This is a genomic window from Runella aurantiaca (genome assembly GCF_003339505.1).
Lineage (GTDB): Bacteria > Bacteroidota > Bacteroidia > Cytophagales > Spirosomataceae > Runella > Runella aurantiaca.
Genome location: NZ_QPIW01000002.1, coordinates 22,287 through 42,122, shown reverse-complemented (window position 1 = coordinate 42,122; position 19,836 = coordinate 22,287). Strand labels below are relative to the sequence as shown.

21 protein-coding genes are annotated in these 19,836 nt (G+C 44.8%); 9 read left to right on the top strand and 12 right to left on the bottom strand.

Features of this window, described 5'->3' with window-relative positions:
- Positions 1-12: 12 nt before the first annotated feature.
- The 7 genes from DVG78_RS03315 to DVG78_RS03285 form a co-directional block, all read right to left on the bottom strand.
- Positions 13-1,287: a Gfo/Idh/MocA family oxidoreductase gene (locus DVG78_RS03315; protein ID WP_114459658.1), complete on the bottom strand. Its 1,275-nt coding sequence runs from the start codon at positions 1,285-1,287 to the stop codon at positions 13-15.
- Between the two features lie 202 nt (positions 1,288-1,489).
- Complete coding sequence (locus DVG78_RS03310) at positions 1,490-2,500, bottom strand: dipeptide epimerase (protein WP_114459657.1); 1,011 nt, start codon at positions 2,498-2,500, stop codon at positions 1,490-1,492.
- Between the two features lie 67 nt (positions 2,501-2,567).
- Positions 2,568-3,260, bottom strand: coding sequence for a type IX secretion system protein PorG (gene porG, locus DVG78_RS03305; RefSeq protein ID WP_114459656.1), 693 nt, complete (start codon positions 3,258-3,260; stop codon positions 2,568-2,570).
- A 32-nt stretch (positions 3,261-3,292) separates the two neighbouring features.
- On the bottom strand, positions 3,293-4,276 hold the full coding sequence (locus DVG78_RS03300; protein WP_114459655.1) for a hypothetical protein: 984 nt from the start codon (positions 4,274-4,276) through the stop codon (positions 3,293-3,295).
- Positions 4,277-4,361: 85 nt separating this feature from the next.
- Positions 4,362-5,237 carry an NAD kinase gene (locus tag DVG78_RS03295; protein ID WP_114459654.1) on the bottom strand — a complete coding sequence of 292 codons (876 nt, stop codon included), beginning with the start codon at positions 5,235-5,237 and terminating at the stop codon, positions 4,362-4,364.
- A gap of 61 nt (positions 5,238-5,298) precedes the next feature.
- Positions 5,299-5,967 carry a CBS domain-containing protein gene (locus DVG78_RS03290; RefSeq protein WP_114459653.1) on the bottom strand — a complete coding sequence of 223 codons (669 nt, stop codon included), beginning with the start codon at positions 5,965-5,967 and terminating at the stop codon, positions 5,299-5,301.
- A gap of 154 nt (positions 5,968-6,121) precedes the next feature.
- Positions 6,122-7,351, bottom strand: coding sequence for an OmpA family protein (locus tag DVG78_RS03285; RefSeq protein ID WP_158549954.1), 1,230 nt, complete (start codon positions 7,349-7,351; stop codon positions 6,122-6,124).
- 183 nt (positions 7,352-7,534) lie between these two features.
- Between DVG78_RS03285 and DVG78_RS03280 the strand changes: the two genes are divergently transcribed.
- Together DVG78_RS03280 and DVG78_RS03275 are read left to right on the top strand one after the other, a co-directional pair.
- Positions 7,535-7,792 (top strand): autorepressor SdpR family transcription factor, encoded by a 258-nt coding sequence (locus DVG78_RS03280; protein ID WP_114459651.1) that lies wholly within the window; start codon positions 7,535-7,537, stop codon positions 7,790-7,792.
- Positions 7,789-8,439 carry an SdpI family protein gene (locus DVG78_RS03275; protein WP_114459650.1) on the top strand — a complete coding sequence of 217 codons (651 nt, stop codon included), beginning with the start codon at positions 7,789-7,791 and terminating at the stop codon, positions 8,437-8,439. The genes DVG78_RS03280 and DVG78_RS03275 overlap by 4 nt, the downstream gene beginning before the upstream one ends.
- 94 nt (positions 8,440-8,533) lie before the next feature.
- Here the strand turns inward: DVG78_RS03275 and DVG78_RS03270 are convergent, their stop codons facing one another.
- The 5 genes from DVG78_RS03270 to DVG78_RS03250 all read right to left on the bottom strand — a co-directional run bounded on the left by DVG78_RS03270 (position 8,534) and on the right by DVG78_RS03250 (position 13,085).
- The gene (locus DVG78_RS03270) at positions 8,534-9,409 is read right to left on the bottom strand and encodes a tyrosine-type recombinase/integrase (RefSeq protein WP_114459649.1); all 876 of its coding nucleotides are present in this window, start codon (positions 9,407-9,409) and stop codon (positions 8,534-8,536) included.
- Between the two features lie 20 nt (positions 9,410-9,429).
- The gene (locus tag DVG78_RS03265; protein ID WP_229598120.1) at positions 9,430-10,119 is read right to left on the bottom strand and encodes a 3-keto-disaccharide hydrolase; all 690 of its coding nucleotides are present in this window, start codon (positions 10,117-10,119) and stop codon (positions 9,430-9,432) included.
- A 56-nt stretch (positions 10,120-10,175) separates the two neighbouring features.
- Positions 10,176-11,291 carry a glycoside hydrolase family 130 protein gene (locus tag DVG78_RS03260; RefSeq protein ID WP_114459648.1) on the bottom strand — a complete coding sequence of 372 codons (1,116 nt, stop codon included), beginning with the start codon at positions 11,289-11,291 and terminating at the stop codon, positions 10,176-10,178.
- Positions 11,292-11,380: 89 nt separating this feature from the next.
- On the bottom strand, positions 11,381-12,289 hold the full coding sequence (locus tag DVG78_RS03255; RefSeq protein ID WP_114459647.1) for an ROK family protein: 909 nt from the start codon (positions 12,287-12,289) through the stop codon (positions 11,381-11,383).
- An 85-nt stretch (positions 12,290-12,374) separates the two neighbouring features.
- The gene (locus DVG78_RS03250; protein WP_114459646.1) at positions 12,375-13,085 is read right to left on the bottom strand and encodes an SDR family oxidoreductase; all 711 of its coding nucleotides are present in this window, start codon (positions 13,083-13,085) and stop codon (positions 12,375-12,377) included.
- Positions 13,086-13,217: 132 nt separating this feature from the next.
- Here DVG78_RS03250 and plsY point away from each other — a divergent pair, with 132 nt between their 5' ends.
- From plsY to DVG78_RS03215, 7 genes are all read left to right on the top strand, one after another.
- Positions 13,218-13,859, top strand: coding sequence for a glycerol-3-phosphate 1-O-acyltransferase PlsY (gene plsY / locus DVG78_RS03245; RefSeq protein WP_114459645.1), 642 nt, complete (start codon positions 13,218-13,220; stop codon positions 13,857-13,859).
- A gap of 113 nt (positions 13,860-13,972) precedes the next feature.
- Entirely contained in the window at positions 13,973-14,593 is a 621-nt protein-coding gene (locus tag DVG78_RS03240; protein ID WP_114459644.1) for a rhomboid family intramembrane serine protease, read from the top strand.
- Between the two features lie 31 nt (positions 14,594-14,624).
- Positions 14,625-16,226: a M28 family peptidase gene (locus DVG78_RS03235; RefSeq protein WP_114459643.1), complete on the top strand. Its 1,602-nt coding sequence runs from the start codon at positions 14,625-14,627 to the stop codon at positions 16,224-16,226.
- A 55-nt stretch (positions 16,227-16,281) separates the two neighbouring features.
- On the top strand, positions 16,282-16,737 hold the full coding sequence (locus DVG78_RS03230) for a MaoC family dehydratase (protein WP_114459642.1): 456 nt from the start codon (positions 16,282-16,284) through the stop codon (positions 16,735-16,737).
- Between the two features lie 105 nt (positions 16,738-16,842).
- Positions 16,843-17,577 carry a 3-oxoacyl-[acyl-carrier-protein] reductase gene (fabG, locus tag DVG78_RS03225; protein ID WP_114459641.1) on the top strand — a complete coding sequence of 245 codons (735 nt, stop codon included), beginning with the start codon at positions 16,843-16,845 and terminating at the stop codon, positions 17,575-17,577.
- Positions 17,578-17,624: 47 nt separating this feature from the next.
- On the top strand, positions 17,625-18,515 hold the full coding sequence (locus DVG78_RS03220; RefSeq protein ID WP_114459640.1) for a leucine-rich repeat domain-containing protein: 891 nt from the start codon (positions 17,625-17,627) through the stop codon (positions 18,513-18,515).
- Between the two features lie 143 nt (positions 18,516-18,658).
- The gene (locus tag DVG78_RS03215) at positions 18,659-19,798 is read left to right on the top strand and encodes an acyl-CoA dehydrogenase (protein ID WP_199563200.1); all 1,140 of its coding nucleotides are present in this window, start codon (positions 18,659-18,661) and stop codon (positions 19,796-19,798) included.
- The last annotated feature ends 38 nt before the right edge of the window (positions 19,799-19,836 follow it).

Genomic DNA, 19,836 nt, shown 5'->3' with positions numbered 1-19,836 from the left:
AGTTACGTTTTGTTACATGGTCCAAGGGCCACGCATGGGCTGGTCTATGAGGCGATTGGCGCCTTCATCGTCCACGAATAACTGTTTAACAGGGTCAAATTTCAATGAGCGCCCCAAACGCAACGCCGTCAATCCCATGTTGACAATGGTACAGGAACGGTGTCCATTTTCTTCGTTCAGCGCAAATTTCTGACGCTTTTTCACGGCTTCCACAAAATCCGTTACTTGAGGCTCCGAATCGGGAAACGCCGCGAGTTTTTTCTCTAAATCAGGAATATCAGAACGGAAATTGGGATATAGTTTCCCTTTCGGCCCTTCGATGTAAGGAACATTTTCATCCTTACCTTCTCCGTCCAGAATGATTTTACAGCCATCGGCGTAGGTATATTCAATGCGACGCCACGTACCCACGGCATCGGTGTGTTGCTGCGGCGCATCAATTTCTACGCTGATGGGACTGGTATCGTCTTTGCCCAAAAAGTACTGAATAGGGTCTAAATAATGCTGCCCCATATCGCCTAGGCCACCGCCGTCGTAGTCCCAATAGCCACGGAATGTACCGTGTACGCGGTGCTCACTGTAAGGTTTGTATTGCGCTGGTCCGAGCCACATGTCGTAGTCCAATTCGGCGGGAATGGGCTCGGGTTGAAGATTTGTTTTTCCCACCCAATAGAATTTCCAATCAAAACCTGTATGACGGCTTACCGTCACTTTGAGCGGCCAGCCGAGCAAGCCACTTTCCACGAGTTTTTTAATGGGTTTTACGGTGGTATTCATGCCATAAAAATTCGATTCAAAACGGAACCAAGTATTCAGGCGAAAAATACGACCGTGCTGTTGTACAGCTTCCACGAGACGTTTTCCTTCGCCGATGGTGCGGGTCATGGGTTTTTCACACCACACGTCTTTGCCCGCACGAGCTGCATCGGCGGCGATGATTCCGTGCCAATGTGGCGGAGTAGCTACGTGTACAATATCCACTTCGGGCAGTTGAATCAATTCACGGTAGTCAGAAAAGGTTTTTACGCCCGGTTCCAACTGGTCAAGCGCTAGTTTGAGGTGGCGTTTGTCTACGTCACAAATAGCCACTACTTTGGTGCCAGCGTAAGGAATGTGCCCACGGCCCATGCCGCCTACGCCCACAATGGCTTTGGTCAATTGGTCACTGGGGGCCAAATAGCCTTTGCCCAATACGTGACGCGGTACAATCGAAAAGGCCGCTAGCGTAGCAAGTGAGCCTTTGATAAATTTTCTTCGGGAGCCAGAAACAGGGATATTTTCTTTCATAAGACAGCGTTATGCGTATTTTTTCCTTAATAACAGTAAGATAATTAAAAGCCTTCATTACTCATTTTTTTTAAAAATAAGCGACGATTTTGCCAAAATAATTACAAATGAGGGGAGATATACACTTCTTTAGGAAGAGTACTGATTTAATCACAAAATGTACTAAGCAGTTGTTTTAGAAAGCAATAACAAACCGTGGATTTTAAAGGAGCGCCGCTCCAGTCCCGTTTTCAGGGGCAAAAATCACTCTTCCATAATCGAAAGTTACGCCAGAGGCGGGGTCGTTGGAAATGAGCAAAGTGCCGTCCATGTCAACGTAGTCTAGTAACGGTAGTAGATGGGCAATGGCAGAAATCCCTACGCTCGTTTCGTTCATGCATCCCACCATGGTTTTCATTCCCAAAGCTTTTGCTTCGGCAATCATTCTACGGGCGGGCGTGAGGCCACCGCATTTGGTGAGTTTGACATTCACACCGTGAAAATACCCGTGACATTTAGCCACATCTGCCTCTATAATGCAACTTTCGTCGGCAATGCAGGGAAGGGCACTTTGGTCAAAAACGCGCTTCATGCCTTCCCAATCGTCTGCTTTGAGGGGTTGTTCTATGAATTCAACGCCCAGGGCTTTCAATTCATAGCTGTACCGAATCGCTTGATTGGCCGTCCATGCGCAGTTGGCGTCTACGCGAAAAATAGCATTGGTGTGTTTTCTAAGCTCTTTAATGATGACTAAATCGTCATCAGTGCCAAGCTTGATTTTATAAATCGGCCAAGGCAATTCTTTCATTTTAGCGACCATTTTTTCCACCGTATCAATGCCGATGGTGTAGTTGGTCATCGGGATATTCTCGGCAGAAAGCCCCCATGCTTCGTACAACTTTTGATGACGTTTTTTGGCCCAAAGATCATTAGCGGCCTCGTCCAATGCACATTGGGCAAAGGGATTATTGGAGAGTAAAGGATGAACAAATGTCCAGAAAGATTCTGGCGATTGGAGGTCGTAGCTTTCGATGCCTTCGCGAATATTTTCCAGCGCTTCCACCATGCCTTCAATCGTAATGCCGTAGTATTTATTAGAAGTCGCTTCACCAAATCCACTTAGTGTGCCGTCGCGTAGTTCTACCACGAGCGTTGGCTGAACATCCCGCGAATCGTGCGCGATAGTAAATGTATGACGAAGGCGTAAATCAAAGCGATGGAAAAAGAGTTGCATAGTCCCGAATACAAATGTTTATATCGGTAAATATACACGTCAAACGGGTACCATCACCCAAGTTTGTTTAATAATCCGTAGAAAAACCCGGCGGACAAATAATTGAATAAAAGGTGTAACTGAGCGTGATTGAGGTGTAATAATACATATCCTTGGTGGTAGGATTGCCCAGTTGAATCTTTTGAGTGATGGGGACATTATCTCCCAAATCATCCAGATAATCGGTGAATAACTTACGCGTACCAAATTCAAACTCAAGGCTCCAAGGGCGCTTAAACTCCCATTTTACGCCAGCGCCAAAGGGAATATTCATTTGGGTAGTTTTGTAATCCGCTGTTTTGTTACGCGGATTAAACTTATAAAACCCTAATCCTCCAAAAAGATACGGCGTCCAGTTCTTCGCTTTTCGTTTTTGTGAATAATTCAAAAAATTGTATTCGGTAATTAGACTTCCTTCCAAAATCGAAGACCTAAAAGACGCATTGCGGGCTTGGTTGAGCGGGTCGGAAGAACGGCTGTCTTTTGCCCCTACCAAACCAAACATACCACCCGCCCGGAGCGAAACCGAAGGACTGAGATTATAGCGAAACAAGGCATGGCCTGCGGGAAGATAATTGCGAGGATTAAAGGCAGGCGACAAGTCACCCTTGTAATTTAATCCTCCCAACCCAGCTCCGATATTGATGCGTTGGGCATTGACCTGTAAACAAAAGGCTCCCACAAGGAAGCCAATTAAAAGATAAGAGTTTTTGTTGCTCACAATCGATTTCTTAACGTTAAATCTCTCAAGTATTAACGAATAGGAGGACACTTAATTTTGGATGGCAATACATAACTTACCGTAATGTTGGTCAATAAGTAGTTGTCACCGCGTCCGCCTCCTCGAAAATCCCCCTGTGCCCAACCCGATAAAGGACTTGTGGCAAACGGATCAATAGAGGGCTCATTTGGATACACAATTTGTCTGACAATATCGGTACGATCTCTTCCAGTACGAGCCGCGATGGGTTCATTGGTACGGTTAGACATCGCGCGGGCCAAATCATTTTTCAACACTGCGGGGTCAGGAAAAAGTCCACCCGCATCATCCAAGTGGTCCGAGCCTGAAATACGTATCCCTCCTTCAATTCCAACGTTCCATTGGTTGTTTACCCGCCAAGTAAAACCCATTCCGAAGGGAATTGAATACGTAACCAATGAGTAAGGCTTAGCATAGCCCGGCTGGCCTTGCCCTTCGGTGCCAAGTGGCTGAAGCGCTACCCAATTATTGTCATATCCGGGTGCTTGCGGGGTCTTGGCTTTGGGGTTATGGGCCAAAACTGCAATACCTGCAAAAAGATAAGGACTAAATGCTACTCTACGGTTAGGGCTTCGGCCATCACCCCGCAGTTTATAGATTCCGACTACACTGAACTCCTTAATATCGTTACGAAAATGAAGATTTCGTACATAAAAGCTAGGAAAAGGATTTCCACCCGCACCACGGTTATAATATTCATCATCACCCGCGAGCCGTGCCCACGTAAAACCCAGACGTGCCGCCAAATGGGGGGTAAAGTTTCGGGTGTACCCCGCATTCACATTCCAACGCATCATCCTGAATACCGACCTTACTGGGGTACGAAGGGGGGCTAGTTCTCCTAAATAGGAAGATGTCCCTAAGCCAAAACTCACGGTTGAATACTGCTCAAAAGGAGTTTTACGGCGTTGAGCTTCCGAAGCATACGTCACCAGTAGCGTAAACAACAGGGTGCCGACAAGTATTTTGAATTTCATTCGCTTTACTGATTTATGCGTGACTTTGATTCAACGCAAAAATGATTGTATTTATTGAATGGCACTACAAAAATCGCGCCGAGAATTAGTTTCTAGCATCCAAACCCCAATGTAATTTGGTCCGTAAGGTCTGCACAAAATTATCTTGGCTCAATTTGACCAAACGCGCCTTAAAGAGTTCTTTCTTAACCAACAAGGTAACGGTTGAATCCACAATTCTGAAGCGGGAATCTAACGAGACCAGAAAATTACTACTCCGACTTTCGACCCTGAAACTTAGCTTGCTTACGTCTGGAATAATCATGGGACGAACATTAAGGTTGTGTGGGCTGATGGGCGTAATCACAAAAACATCGTTTGTGGGCAATACCACTGGACCACCGCAACTCAATGAGTAACCCGTAGAACCCGTTGGGGTTGAAACAATCAGACCATCCGCCCAGTAAGAATTCAAAAACTCTCCGTCCAAATAGGCGTGTACCGTAATCATGGAAGAGGTGTCCGTTTTGGTAATGGTAAAATCGTTGAGCGCAAAATTATAATCTTCAAACAGGTCTGTATCAGACAATAAACTTACCAACGTACGGTCTTCCGTTTGAAAATTCCCTTGAAAGAGCGCCTCTAGCGAATCATTAATCATGGGCGGCGAAACCGTGGCTAAGAAACCAAGGCGGCCCGTATTGATACCTAAAATGGGAATTTGCCGCGAACGCGACTGCATGACCGATTCCAGTAGGGTGCCGTCGCCGCCAATACTAAAAATAAAATCAGCATCAGGAGCACCGTGCGGGTGCGGGTAGTTCTTTTCGGTGTAAGGATTGACCCCAGCACTCAACAAAAAAGAATAAAAGGAAGAAGAAATAGAATAGTCTATTTGCTTACTCTTCAGAATATCAAACAATGCCTGTACGTAAGGCTGCGTGTCGGTTGTAAAACTGCGTCCGTGAATGGCGATTTTCATGGGTATCGCTTCGGGGATAGATTTGGACGCAAAGGTATAAGAATCCTTTTTAAGTCGACGCTTAGGTTTCCAAATACCTCAGTAATAAATCCAGACGGTGCCGATCGGGGTTTTCAAGCGGCTCATTGGCATATACATTCTCAACTACGTAACTGAAACGCTCAAAGGTAGCTACCACCGCCGACACTTCGGTGCGGTTAAGTTTGAGCGTGAGCGTTGCTTGGTCAATATCGCCATATTCGGCACCCGAAAAATAACTGCTGATGATTTTTACATTATTGGACTCCACCAGACGACTAATGTCGGTCATGGAGTAATCGCGGTTAGACATTTTAAGCACCACTACCGCTCCCGCTTCCTGCGCGCCCAGCAGTCCAGCAAACTTGGCCATCATGTCGGTTACGACGATTGTGCCAGCGTAAAGATTATCTTCATCCAACACCGGAACGGTATCTAACTGGTACTGATTGGCAATGCCTATGACTTCATAAATGTGCTGAAATAGATTGGCGTGGACAGGATTGGGTGGCAAATTAAGTTCAGAGAGCAGCTTTTCATCGTCAGGAAAATTCAAGAGTGTATCCTCACTCAAAAGCCCTTTGTATACTTCATTTTCCACTAACGCTAATTGCCGAATGCCATATTCGTCCATTAAGTCAACCGCTTGCCCGACCGAGTCGTAAGGTCGTAAAACGGGGGTAGCGGGGTTGATAAGTTCTTCGGCCAGCATGGTTGATGTGTGATTTTTCTGAAAACTTAGAAAAGTTATTTAAAGTTTCCAAAAGTATTTTGAGATTTTATTGATAATGAATCAACAGGGGAACAAAAAAAACAGCGTTTTCATTTTTTTTCACCCCATAATAAGCGATTCGTTTTCAATGATTTTACATTTTTACGACCACCAACTCCACCCGTCGGTTACGACGACGTTCGCTCTCTGAGGTTCCCTTCGTCACGGGGCGCGTGGGTCCAAAGCCTTTGGCTTCGATACGTCCCGCGTCAATCCCTTTGCTGACGAGGTATTGCTTGACGGCATTGGCTCGGTTTTGAGAAAGCTCCATATTTTTGTCAAAATCACCCAGATTGTCGGTATGTCCTTCCACCCGAATTTCCATGGTTGGGTTTTCGCGCATGAGCTGCGTTAGGCGATCCATTTCGGCAAATGAAGACGACAACAAATCAAATTTAGAAATGTCAAAATAGATATTATTGAGGGTAATCGCCTCCCCAATCGCTACTGGATTCAACACAATTTGATTGTCTATTTCTTGCCCTCCTTTGGCCTGCGTCAGGTCAAACGCGCCACTGCTCGGGAAATATCCCTTAGCCGTCGCCACGTAAGCGTATTTATTCCCCGCATCCAAGTTAAGCCTGAATCGCCCAGACGACGCTGACAACTGCATGGAATCCAGCCCATTGCCCTCACTTGGCACTACATAACTGATTCGTGCTGAAATAGGCTTTTGGGTTTTTGCATCAACCACCGTACCACGCAAGGTTACTAATTGCGGCGCGGGTGCAGTCTCTTTTTTAGGTTCAACAGGCGGCGGAACATCCTTGGGCTTTTCAGCGATGACAGGCGGCTCCTGATTCTTAGGTTCAGGGGCGGGTTGCTTTTTGGGTAAGGGCCGCTTCGGATTCCGAACATGAACACTGAAATAGTTCCAATACCTTTTTGTTCCTTGGTCACGTCCTTCAAACATATCAAACACCTCAATGCCTGGTTCTAGTCGCTCAAAATAAACAACAAATTTAACCATATCACCAGGTCGTATTTCGCGCTTTTGGGGAGCTACGGGAATACCCTCTGCTTTGATAAATCTAAACTTACGCCCAGCATTTCCGGGCTCATACAATCGACAATTAGGGTCAATTTCAATTTCTTCGTTTGAACTGCGTCTCCCCAAAATCATATCCTCCAACGAACGCGGATTCGACCTGTAATCAAGGGTAAAATAGAGAATAGTAAAGTCTTGAGTCAACTCCACTTTTGTGATATTGACATAGGGTTGAGATTGTTGCTCCACATAAGGGCTCAGGGTAGTGATTTTTTGCGCAAAAGCCCCTCCCGAAAGCAGCAACAAGAGGCAAAAAAAATAGTATAATCGTTTCATGGTCAGATGAGATAATCTTGTGGATAATCTTGCCCGAAATAACGCCATTGAAGAGCGATTAGTGCGGAAATACTGTTAAAAATAGTTAATAAGTCGCCATTCAACGTTGCTTTTAGACCAATTAAACAAAAAATCTTGAAAGTGTCAAAAGACAATTAGATATTTGTCTAATTATTTAATTCTATGAACAACCTATTTCGTGCCCTTAATGACCCTACCCGAAGAAAAATTCTCGAAATATTGCGGGAAAAAGATTTTACTGCGGGCGAAATTGCCGATAAGTTTGAAATGACTAAACCCAGCATTTCTCATCACCTAGATTTACTGAAACAGGCCGAGCTGGTCACTGCCGACAAACAAGGACAATTTATCTATTACTCACTAAATACCACCATTTTAGATGAACTTCTAAAGTGGATTTTTACCCTAAAACAACCATGAAAAAGTCCCTTAATTACTTAATGTTGGCTGCCATTATCGCGCCGCTGATTTATTTAGCTTTTGTCTGGAATCAATTGCCCGACATTGTTCCTACGCACTTTGGCCCCAGTGGAAAACCCGATGCTTTCGGGCCTAAATGGACGCTGGGCATCCTGACCGTTGTGTCTGTCGGGCTCTATTTTCTCATGCGCAATGTTCCTCACCTCGACCCGCGTCTCAATCAGGCAAGCGTATCAGAGCATTATCCCAAACTGATTTTATTGGTACTCACCTTTTTGGGAGCTATTCATATCTTGATTATCCGTTCGGCACTGGAGCAAATGGCGGGAGAAGTATTTATCAACTTAGTGTTTGTCGGTGTCTTTTTATTGTTGGCTGGAATAGGCAATTACCTCAACACCATCAAATCCAATTATTTAGTGGGGATTCGTACTCCGTGGACGCTAGAAAGCGAAACGGTATGGCGCAAAACCCACCAAATGGGCGCGAAGTTGTTTTTTGCGATGGGAATTGTGGGGGCATTAGTCGTGGTTTGGCTACCCGAAATGTGGAAAATCGTCTGGACACTTTCCCTGATTTTTGCCACCGTCATCTGGGTTTTTGTGTATTCATATCGAGCACATAAAGAAGAACAAGCCAATCGGTGACCTGTTCAATTTTTCCCACATCCATTTTTCTTTTAGCTGTATTGGCTTGTTAGATTGTGAACAGTCAGATCATAACAAACTAATTCAATAAGCATTAAGCTTTCGGGTGCGATTGCTTGAAAATCTTCTTTAGTTTTTCGATGGAATTGTGGGTGTAGACCTGCGTGGCGGCCAAGCTACTGTGACCAAGTAAATCTTTGATGGAGTTTAGGTCAGCCCCGTTGTTGAGCAAATGAGTAGCAAACGTATGGCGCAGTACGTGTGGGCTGCGTTTTTGAAGAGAAGTAACCGCCGAAAGGTATTTTTTGACAATCCGCTGAATCAGCACCGCATAGGCGGGTTCGCCTTTATTGGTCAGAATCAAAACGTTCGTACCAGGAAACTGCTCATTTTTGAGCGTCTGATAGCTTTTTACAAGGTCGGCAAGGTTTTTATAGATGGGAATAACGCGCTGTTTGCTTCGTTTTCCTAACACTTTTAATGTGAGGTCATAAAAATTAATATCGCCATCTTTCAGCTCCAGCAATTCTGCCAAACGCATTCCTGTTCCGTACAAAAGCTCAAGAATCAAGCGGTCGCGCAGGCCTTCAAAATCAGCCCCAAATTCCATCTCTTCAAACAAGAGGAGAAGGCTTTTTTCTTCGACAAATTGGGGCAATGGCTTATCGGTCTTCAGCGCCGAAACCCGCAGCATGGGGTTCATCGTAATCACTTTGCAGCGCAGCAGATACCCATAAAAAGACCGCAGCGTGGCCAATTTTCGGTTCACGCTGCGGTGATGCAATTCGGCCTCGACCAAACTCACCGCCCACCCGCGCACCATGCGAAAGTCGGCTTGACTGAGTTCTGTGAGGTTGTAGGTTTTATCCAAAAACTCCGCAAACTGCTCCAAATCTTTTTTGTACGCCGTGAGGGTGTGTACACTGAGTCGTTTTTCGACCGTGAGATGTTGGAGGAATTGATCAAGCATTGTTTGGATGTTAGGCTTTACTATAACGTTCTGATTCTTACATTTTTGTACCAAGACTCATCACCGTGGTCCTGAAGCGCGATTTTTCCTTTGGCACGGGGCGTAGCATAGGTCCATTTTGTGAATTTACTTTTGGCCAATTGCGCTTTCCATTCGGCACCGCCGTACTCGTATTCCACCACTTTCACGCCATTGAGCCAATGCTCTACGTGATTGCCATTGACCACAATTTTTCCTTTATTCCACTCGCCAGCGGGCTTGCTCACAAACTTGCTCGGGGCCTGCATGTCGTAGTTAGCGCCCGTTTTTTGTTTGTCATTGATTTTCACCATTTTACCATTGTCGTTAAACGGCGGGTAGCCTTCATCGTCAATCACCTGATACTCAGGCCCTGAATAATACGGCGGGTGCGCGGGGTCTTCGATTACTTTATACATCACACCGCTGTTGCCTTTGGGTTTTACTTTAAATTCAAACTCCATTTCAAAGCTTTCAAATTCAGCATCGGTTACGAGGTCGCCTGATTTTCCGTGGGTCATCAATGAACCGCCCATCACCATCCAGCCGCTCACGCCCGTTTTGCCATAACTGTGCCAACCAGCCGTGGTTTTTCCGTCAAATAGATTTTTCCAAGGTCCAGGTTTGGAAGCGTAAGAAAAAGTAACCGCGCCAACTAAAAAGGCACTCATTAAAATGCGAAGACTTTTCATGTGCATTTGATTGATTTTAGTTTTATTGAAAAAGGGAATACATTCGTCTAATTTACTCATTTTTGACGAGCTACGGCTACCGCAATTTTAGAATCTGCCGTTCCGTAGTACAAAAACCACTTGCCTTTATACGACGCCAGCCCTTCCACAAAACACACCTGATTGATTTGACCCGTAGTTTCATAAGGGCGGTCGGGTTTGATAAAATAATTTTCAGAACGGTCATTCAACTGTGCAGGGTTTTCAGCATCAAATAAAAACTGACCCGCCGCATAAGCGCCTTCGGGCAGGGTAGGGTCGCCCGTTTGGGCGTAATTCATGCCGTTGTAAATCAACACAATTCCTTTTTTTGTCAAAAAAGCAGGCGGCCCCGACTCCAGCAAACGTGAATCATGTTTTCCGGGGCGCGTTGATGCCACCGCCACGCAGTTCACATCCGACACATTTTGGGGCTGATACGCAGCATCTTTGGGTTTAGTGCTTGGATACCAATTGATTAAATCATCGGAAGTGGCCACATAAAGCTGCGCTTGGTCGCCCCAGTACATCCAATATTTCCCGTTGATTTTGGTGGCAATAAACCTATCTCCCACTTTTTTACACACAATTGCACCCGACTTTGACCAAAAATCACGGTTTCCTTTGATAAAATTATTAAATGCCAAACCGTGTTTTTGCCACTTGACCAAATCCTGCGAGCTTGCCACACACAGGCGCGCCTTGTCGCCGTCGTAGGAAGTATACGTCATTACGTAGCGCCCGTCTTCGGTCTCTACAATGCGCGGGTCTTCGCAGCCGCCTTCCCACTCGTATTTTTTCATAAAATCATTGTCGGGATAAAACACTGGCTCAGGCATTCTTTTAAAATGAACCCCATCGCTACTAACGGCCAATCCTAGACGAGAAGTACCCGCATATTTGCCCACTTTATCTTCGGCCCGATAAATCATGTATACTTTGCCATTACGAACCACTACGGCGGGATTAAACACATCTTTTTCTTCCCAACGAACGGTTTCTCCTCGCACAGGGCACGCAAAGGTTGTGTTGGCCTTGGCCTCTAAAATCGGATTGGCGGCGTCCATTTTTTGGAACGGCCCCAACATCCAAGATTGTGTTTTTTGGGCAAAAACAAGGGGAGAAACAAGCAGAAGTAGCAGGATTTTTTTCATAAATTACAGAAGATTGGAACACAAACAAGAAAGGGTTAAAAGTATTGATAAACAACCTCTTAACCCTTTCTTTATGTTTATTTATTTATCTAGTCAAAACACAACGAAGCCGCCCCAAGCAAGCCAGCATCATTGCCCAAAGTGGCGCGTTTGATTTCGAGGTCTTTCAGGTAATACGGTGTCAACCAATAGTTGAGTTGTTTGGTCACGGCAGGAATGATATAATCAAACGACGCCGACAAACCACCACCGATAAGAATCAGCTTAATGTCCAAAATCCGAATCATAGACACCAACCCGTCACCTAGCATCTCTCCTACGGCGGTCCAGATTTGAAGCGCCAATTCGTCGCCTTCGGCGGCAGCGGCCACTAAGCCCGTGGTAGAAATGGTCCCATCATCGGGTAGTTGAGTCTCACCAGTATACGTCCGACGCATTTCATTGGCTAAATCCAATAACTCTTTCTTGCCAATGTTGCGTTCGAGTACCTTTCCGTTGCGCGAGGGAATATGCCCCGGCTCCATGGCATTTCCATCCCCCCCCACAAACACTTTACGGTTGATAATCGCGGCACCACCTACGCCCGTACCAAGGGTGATGAATATATAATTTTCGTTGATTTTTTCTTCGGCAAAGTAAAATTCTCCCAAAGCCGCCGCGTTGGCGTCATTCTCAAGGAAAAACTGTACACCTGCAAATCGTTTTGACAGATATTCCACCAACGGAACGTTATCAATTTCGGGAATAGCCGTAATTTCCAACGGAACGGTCCGATTTCGGTTAATCATTCCTGGCAATCCGATGCCTACTTTCTTTACGTTTGGATATTCGTGCAACTGAATCGCAATTGCATCACCGAGGCGTTCCTCAAAGTGTCCCGACTGGCGCCAACTGGTAGTATCGTGGCTATAAAAATTTGAAATTCGACCGCTTTCTGTGTCCACGACACCCATTTTGACGTTGGTTCCGCCCACGTCAATACCCAAATATTGTTCCATTTGAAAATATAAATCGTTATCAGTTAGTGGTTAATAGTACAAGGCTAGGTGCAAAGTACTGATTTAACGCGCAAAAATCCTAAACTTAAACAATATCTCCCAACTGCGGACGTATCAAAATTTCTTCTACCACCGCTCCCGCCGAAAGATGATACGCCGACCAAATTGCTTCCGCAATATCTTCTGCCTTTATAAACCGTTCGGGCGGCAATTCTACTCCTTCCCAACTTGAAGTAAACGTGGCCCCTGGCAAAATAGCCGTCACTCGAATCCCTTTGGTTTTGAGTTCCTCCCTCAGTACTTTGGTAAAACCGTAAAGGGCAAATTTGGCAACGCAATACGCCCCTCCGTTGGGGTAAGCCGTGATGCTCGCCGTTGAGCACAGCGTAAAAATATGGCCTTTTTTGCGCTCTTTCATCCCTTCTACCAGCCCTCCCGTCAGATAATGAGCACTATACAGGTTGATTTCCATCATTTGCTCTAAGGTTCCTTCGGGTGCTTCGTGGATTTGGCCGGGCACAAAAAGCCCCGCATTGTTAACAATTATATCAACGGGGCGATTGAGCGCCGCAATGAATGTCACAAACGCTTCTACTTCGGCTTTGACGGCCATATTCACTGCTTTCACAAACAGCTTTGCCGACGGATATTTCGCCTGAAGGGACCGTTGAAGTTCCAACAAGTCCGACTCGGTACGGGCACAGGTGACCACGTCGAAACCACCAGCCATAAATCGTTCTACGGTAGCTTTGCCAATTCCTTTGGTTCCACTACTGATAATCACAAGAGGGTTCATCTTAAAAAAATATCATTTTCGTTAAGCAAAGGTTAAGATAATGTTTTACTTTTGTTGGCTTTTTTGTAAGAAAAAGGTATTTTTAACTTAATATTGTTCTTTTTATAACCTTAAAAAACTTACACTTCGTCAATGAATATTTGGCACATTTGTTCTGCCATTATTACTGCTTACCTGTTGGGGTCTATCCCTTCTGCCATTTGGTACGGTGAAGCGTATTTTGGGATTGATGTTCGGAAATTTGGGAGCGGAAATGCGGGGGCAACGAATACTTTCCGGGTATTGGGCAAACGTGCGGGTACAATTGTACTGTTGATAGATGTATTGAAAGGCTGGACGGCCACCAAGCTGGCCAGTATTCTGTTTTTTCTGGAAGTTATCCAGCCAAACCAAGTTCCCACCTTCAAATTAATATTGGGTTTTGCGGCCGTTTTGGGGCATCTCTACCCCATTTTTGTGCGTTTTAAGGGCGGCAAAGGAGTCGCTACTTCATTGGGGATGATTTTGGCCATTGACCCGCTCGTTGCTTCGGTCTGCATTGTTATTTTTGTATTGGTATTGTTGGTATCTCACTATGTATCACTCAGTTCTATCATAGCCGCGTTTGCATTTCCGATGATGTTGGTCTTGGGTATTTTTGGGAAAGCTAGCACCTTATTGATTGTTTTTGGCTTTTTATTGTTTGCGGTTGTGGTCATTACCCACCAAAAAAATATTGTTCGTCTACTCAACGGCAACGAGAGCAGAGTGAATCTTTGGGGACGTCGCAAATAGCAGTCTCTCGACTTCTTCTTGACCCTTTGTTCATAGTAGTTTGCAAGTTTATGCGTTATGTTTGCGTTTGAATACTAATTTGCGTTCAAATCAGCAACCATATTCTCCAAACGATGTCTATTACCCTCATTCTTATCATCATTACCGTCGGTATTAGTTGGTACGGCTTCCAAAACCCTTCTTTCCTCGACAAGTGCTTACTGAACCCCGTTCGGGTTTCTGCCCACAATGAGTACTATCGTTTTGTTACTTCTGGCTTTGTCCATGCCGACTTTGGCCACCTGATTTTCAACATGTTTAGTTTGTATTTCTTTGGGGAAGCCATGGAAATGTTTTTAGGAGGTATCTTTGGCCCAAACGGCACTTTTTATTACCTCGCGCTGTATATTTTGGGCATTGTTGTATCAGATATTCCTACCTTTATTAAGCAACGTAAAAACAGTCGCTACAACTCCCTCGGTGCGTCGGGTGGCGTATCTGCATTGCTGTTTGCGTTTATTTTATTAGCTCCGCTCCAAAAAGTCTGTTTATACTTTGCCATTTGTATTCCTGGCTTTTTATTTGGTGCTCTTTACATGGTTTATTCCTTCTACGAATCACGAAAAATGGGCGGCCGAGTCAACCACGATGCCCACTTATACGGAGCCATCTTCGGTATTCTTTTTATGGCGTTGCTCTTCCCCGCCGCTGTACCCAATTTTTTTGAACAGATAAGTACTTGGCGTCTGTTCTAGGCTTTTTACTTAGCTATTATCTTTTTTCATCATGAACAAAATCCAAATTCCTTTTTTGCTTGCCATATTCGTTTCTGTAGCGTCTTACGCGCAGGACGTGTCTGTCCAATACGCCCAGAGCATCACGCCCAAAGACCTCGAACGCCACCTGCGCGTTATTGCTCACGATAGCCTCGAAGGCCGAGACACTGGCTCTCCTGGCCAAAAAAAGGCCGCCGCCTACGTAGCCAACTTCTTCAAATCCATTGGTTTACGACCTATTGTTACCGATAAAGACGGTTCAAAATCCTATTTCCAACCCTATGGATTATACCAAAAAAGTTGGGGCGAAGTTTATCTAGCAACCGAAAAAGAGCAATACGAATTCCAGCAAGATTTTTATTTGAGCGGGCTACTCAATGTGCTTTCCGAAGAAAAAGTCCCCGTGGTTTTTGCGGGCTACGGTATCGAATCCGACAAATATGATGACTATAAAAGCCTTGATGTAACGGGCAAAGCCGTACTTATCCTTGAAGGAGAACCCAAAAACAAAAAGGGCAATTACCTGATTTCGGGCGACGAAAAACCCTCCAAATGGAGCAGTGACGCAATGTCGTGGCAACGTAAAGTCAGTCTTGCCACGAGCAAAGGCGCAAAATATGTGCTGATTGTGTCAAATTTGACGGGTGATGATTTTACCAAAGAAGTAACCAAGCGCGGCGTCATGAATCAGCGTTTCAACCGACTTTCGATGAAGCCTTACACCGAAAAAACCACAGGTAACGCCGCTTTTACCATTTCGCGCGCCATGGCACTCGATTTATTGGACATCAAAGCCAAAAAATTGGCAAAAATCGAAAACACCATCAGCAGCAAAGGCCAAAGTTTGGCGGGCAGCCTGCCCGAGCGCAGCGTACGGGTCAAAGCCGAGCGAAAAGAAAATATCGTTATGACCGAAAACGTGCTGGGCTTTTTGGAAGGAACCGACAAAAAAGACGAGGTGATTATGATTACCGCCCACCTAGACCACATTGGCATCTCGGCCGACGGCCAAATCAACAACGGTGCCGATGATGACGGCTCAGGCACGGTCTCCATTCTTGAATTGGCCGAAGCCTTTGCCAAAGCCAAAGCCGAAGGGCACGGCCCGCGCCGCAGCATTGTTTTTATGACTGTAACGGGCGAAGAAAAAGGGCTTTGGGGTTCGGAATATTACACCTCCAATCCTGTCATTCCGTTGGCAAATACCGTTTGTGATCTTAACATTGACATGATTGGCCGCGTAGACAACGCGCATAAATCCAACCCCAATTATGTGTACCTCATCGGCTCAGATAAGCTTTCGTCTGAGTTACACGCCATCAGTGAGGAAGCCAACAAGAAGTCGGTCAATTTTGACTTAGATTATACATTCAACAATCCGAGCGACCCCAACCGGTTTTACTACCGCTCTGACCACTATAATTTTGCCAAAAACAAAGTGCCAGTTATCTTCTATTTTACGGGCGTCCACGAAGATTATCACCGTCCCGGCGACGACGTAGAAAAGATTATGTTCGACAAGCAGTCCAAGATTGTACAATTGGTTTTTCATACGGCTTGGGAATTATCCAACCGCGAAGAGCGCATCAAGGTCGACAGCAATAAACCATAATCGTAGGGGCAGACGTAAAGCCTACCCCTACCCTACCATCCTAAACCTCTTTCTTATGATTACGTTTGATACGCTTGCTGCTTTCCGCGCCCACATTGGGCAGTCGCTCGGAAGCAGCGAATGGGTGACCATTACCCAAGAAATGGTCAATGATTTTGCCAAAGCTACGGGCGACAATCAATGGATTCACGTAAATACAGATTTGGCGAAGCTTTCGCCTTTCAAAACGACCATTGCCCACGGTTTTTTGACCCTCTCGCTGGCCCCGAAGTTCATGTACGAAATGTATCAAGTACAGTCGGTCAAAATGGGCCTTAATTACGGAACCAATAAAGTGCGGTTTACCTCGCCCGTCCCCACAGGAATCCAAATACGAATGCACGCCATCCTTAAAGAGGTAGAAGACCAACAGCCCAACGGCGTCAAATCGGTGATAGAAGCCACCTTTGAGCTAGAAGGGAGCACAAAACCCGCCTGCGTAGCCGAATTGATTACGCTTATGTTTGAATGAAAATCGGAGACTGGAAAACGGAGTATGGAGAACGTATTTATGAATATGCTTCGTTTCGGTCTCCGTGTTCCAAACCCTTTAAAATCAACCTAAAAACGAATTAAAATGCGTTTAGAAAACAAAGTTGCTATCATTACGGGCGGTGCACGCGGCATCGGCAAAGCTACTGCCGAAATATTTACTCGCGAAGGGGCCAAAGTCATCATTTGGGATATGCTTGACGCTGGTGAACAAACCGCGCAAGAACTCAGAGACAAAGGTTATTCGGCAGAATTTACTAAAATCAGCGTAACCGACGTACCCGCCATTGAAGCCGCCGCCCGCGAAATCTTTGAGAGGTACGGTCAAATTGATATTTTGGTCAACAATGCGGGCATCACCCGCGACAAATCCTTGCTCAAAATGTCGTATCAAGAATGGGCGCAGGTAATAGACATCAACCTCAACGGTGTTTTTAACTGCACCAAAACGGTGGTTCCTTACATGGTTGAAAATAAATACGGCCGCATCATCTGTACCTCTTCGGTGGTAGGGCAAACGGGCAATTTTGGTCAAACCAACTACGTAGCCACCAAAGCCGCCATCATCGGCATGGTCAAAACATGGGCCAAAGAGCTTGGAAAATACAACATTACCGCCAACGCCGTGGCCCCAGGTTTCATCAAAACCGACATGACAGACCTGATTCCAGAAGAAGTACGCAATCAGACCGTGGCCGCAATCCCCGCAAAACGCATGGGCCTGCCAGAAGACATCGCCAACGCCTATCTTTATTTGGCTTCCGAAGAAGCAGGATATGTCAACGGGCATACATTGAGTGTGAATGGCGGCGTAGCATAGCTATAATTTTTATAAAGTATTAATTATACTAAGTAGTTGAAAATCAAATGAAAGATCGACTTTTTGCTTTTTTTACATTTAGTTTTATTTCAATATTTTTCATACTGTGTAAATCCAATGAAGATCAATATTCTTCAAAAATTCTTATTCCTGATAAAAACTTTGAGGAAAGACTCATTTATCTGGGTATTGATAAAGATGGTAAAATCAATGGAGAAATGGATAGTGATGATGCAAAAGATGTTAAAGAATTGTCAATCTCGCATCGAGAGATTACTGATTTAAAAGGAATTGAAGCTTTTACAAATTTAGAAGTACTATTCTGTGAACGTAATAAGCTATCATATTTAAGTCTAAACGCTAATACAAAACTAAAACAACTGGATTGTGCATATAATACCTTGACTACTCTCGATATCAGCAAAAATAGCCATTTAACAAGATTGGCCTGCTTTTCCAATCAGCTATCTGTTTTGGACATCAGCAATAATACTAAACTTGAAGACCTAATTTGCAGCAATAATTTTCTGCAAATGCTGGAAGTCAGTCAGAATTCAGAATTAGTTAGCCTAGATTGTTCAAATAATGACCTGCATAGTTTAGATTTAAACAATAACCTCTTTTTAAACTATTTGAATTTTTCTTCTAACCATTTAACATCCATAAATTTACATAATAATCTAGTAATCAAACGAATAGAGTGTAATGGAAATAATTTATCAACAATAGATATCAGCAAAAATACGCAACTGGAAGATTTGGATTGCCGTTCAAATCAACTATATAAGCTGGATATCAGTCAAAATTCGGTTTTAAGTCAATTAGATTGTTCTTTAAACCCAAAATTAACTTCTATTTGTGTGAGAGACGTAAAAAAATCTGTGGCTAGTATCAGGTGGACAAAGGATCCTTCTGCATCTTATAAAATTTGCAGGTAATTTCTAAACCCATTTAAATAGTGTTAACTGATTCAGAACCTATAGTATGCTTGCATACCTTTTTTGAAAAATGTATCTTTGGGCAAAAGTCAAGAAAACTCATACACTTCATTATGGCATTCAAAGACACCCTTTTAGAAGGTCTGAACTTCAACCTTTCCGAAGAACATTTGGCGGTAAAAGAAGCCGCGCGTGATTTTGCCCAAAACGAACTTCTACCGGGCATTTTAGAGCGCGATAACGAACAAAAATTTGACCCTAAACTCCTTAAACGCATGGGCGAGTTAGGGTTTATGGGCATGATGGTCTCGCCAGAATACGGCGGTGGCGGCATGGACACGGTATCGTACGTACTAGCGATGGAGGAGCTTTCTAAAGTAGACGCCTCCGCCTCGGTGATGGTTTCGGTTAATAACTCGTTAGTTTGCTACGGCTTGGAAGCCTACGGTACCGAAGAACAAAAACAGAAATACCTCACCCGATTGGCCTCGGGCGAAATAGTCGGAGCTTTTTGTCTTTCTGAACCCGAAGCGGGCTCTGATGCCACCTCCCAACACACCACCGCCGAAGATAAAGGGGATTATTACCTCGTCAACGGCACCAAAAACTGGATTACCAACGGCGGCATTTCGTCGGTTTGTTTAGTGATTGCCCAAACCCACCCTGAACTCAAACACAAAGGCATCAACTGTCTGATTGTAGAAAAAGGTTGGGATGGATTTGCGGTCGGAAAAAAAGAAGACAAAATGGGCATCCGTGCCTCAGATACGCATTCGCTCATGTTTAGTGATGTGAAAGTCCCCAAAGAAAACCGCATTGGTGCGGATGGTTTCGGGTTTAAATTTGCGATGAGCACCCTCAACGGCGGCCGAATCGGAATTGCCGCCCAGGCGTTGGGTATCGCGGCGGGAGCTTTTGAGCTTTCGTTGAAATACGCCCAAGAACGAAAAGCCTTTGGAAAGCCCATTTTTGAGCACCAAGCCATTCAATTCAAACTCGCAGAAATGGCTACCAAAATAGAAGCGGCGCGCTTATTGGTATATAAAGCTGCTCGCCTCAAAGACGAACACAAAGACTATGTAGAAGCCGCCGCCATGGCCAAGCTTTTTGCGTCTGATGTAGCCATGTGGGCCACTACTGAAGCCGTGCAGATTCATGGTGGGTACGGTTATGTCAAAGAATACCACGTAGAGCGCATGATGCGCGACGCAAAGATTACGCAGATTTATGAAGGCACTTCTGAAATACAAAAATTGGTCATTGCCCGAGAGCTAATCCGGTAAAACCGAAAATTATCAAATAAATAAAGCGGGTGTCGGCC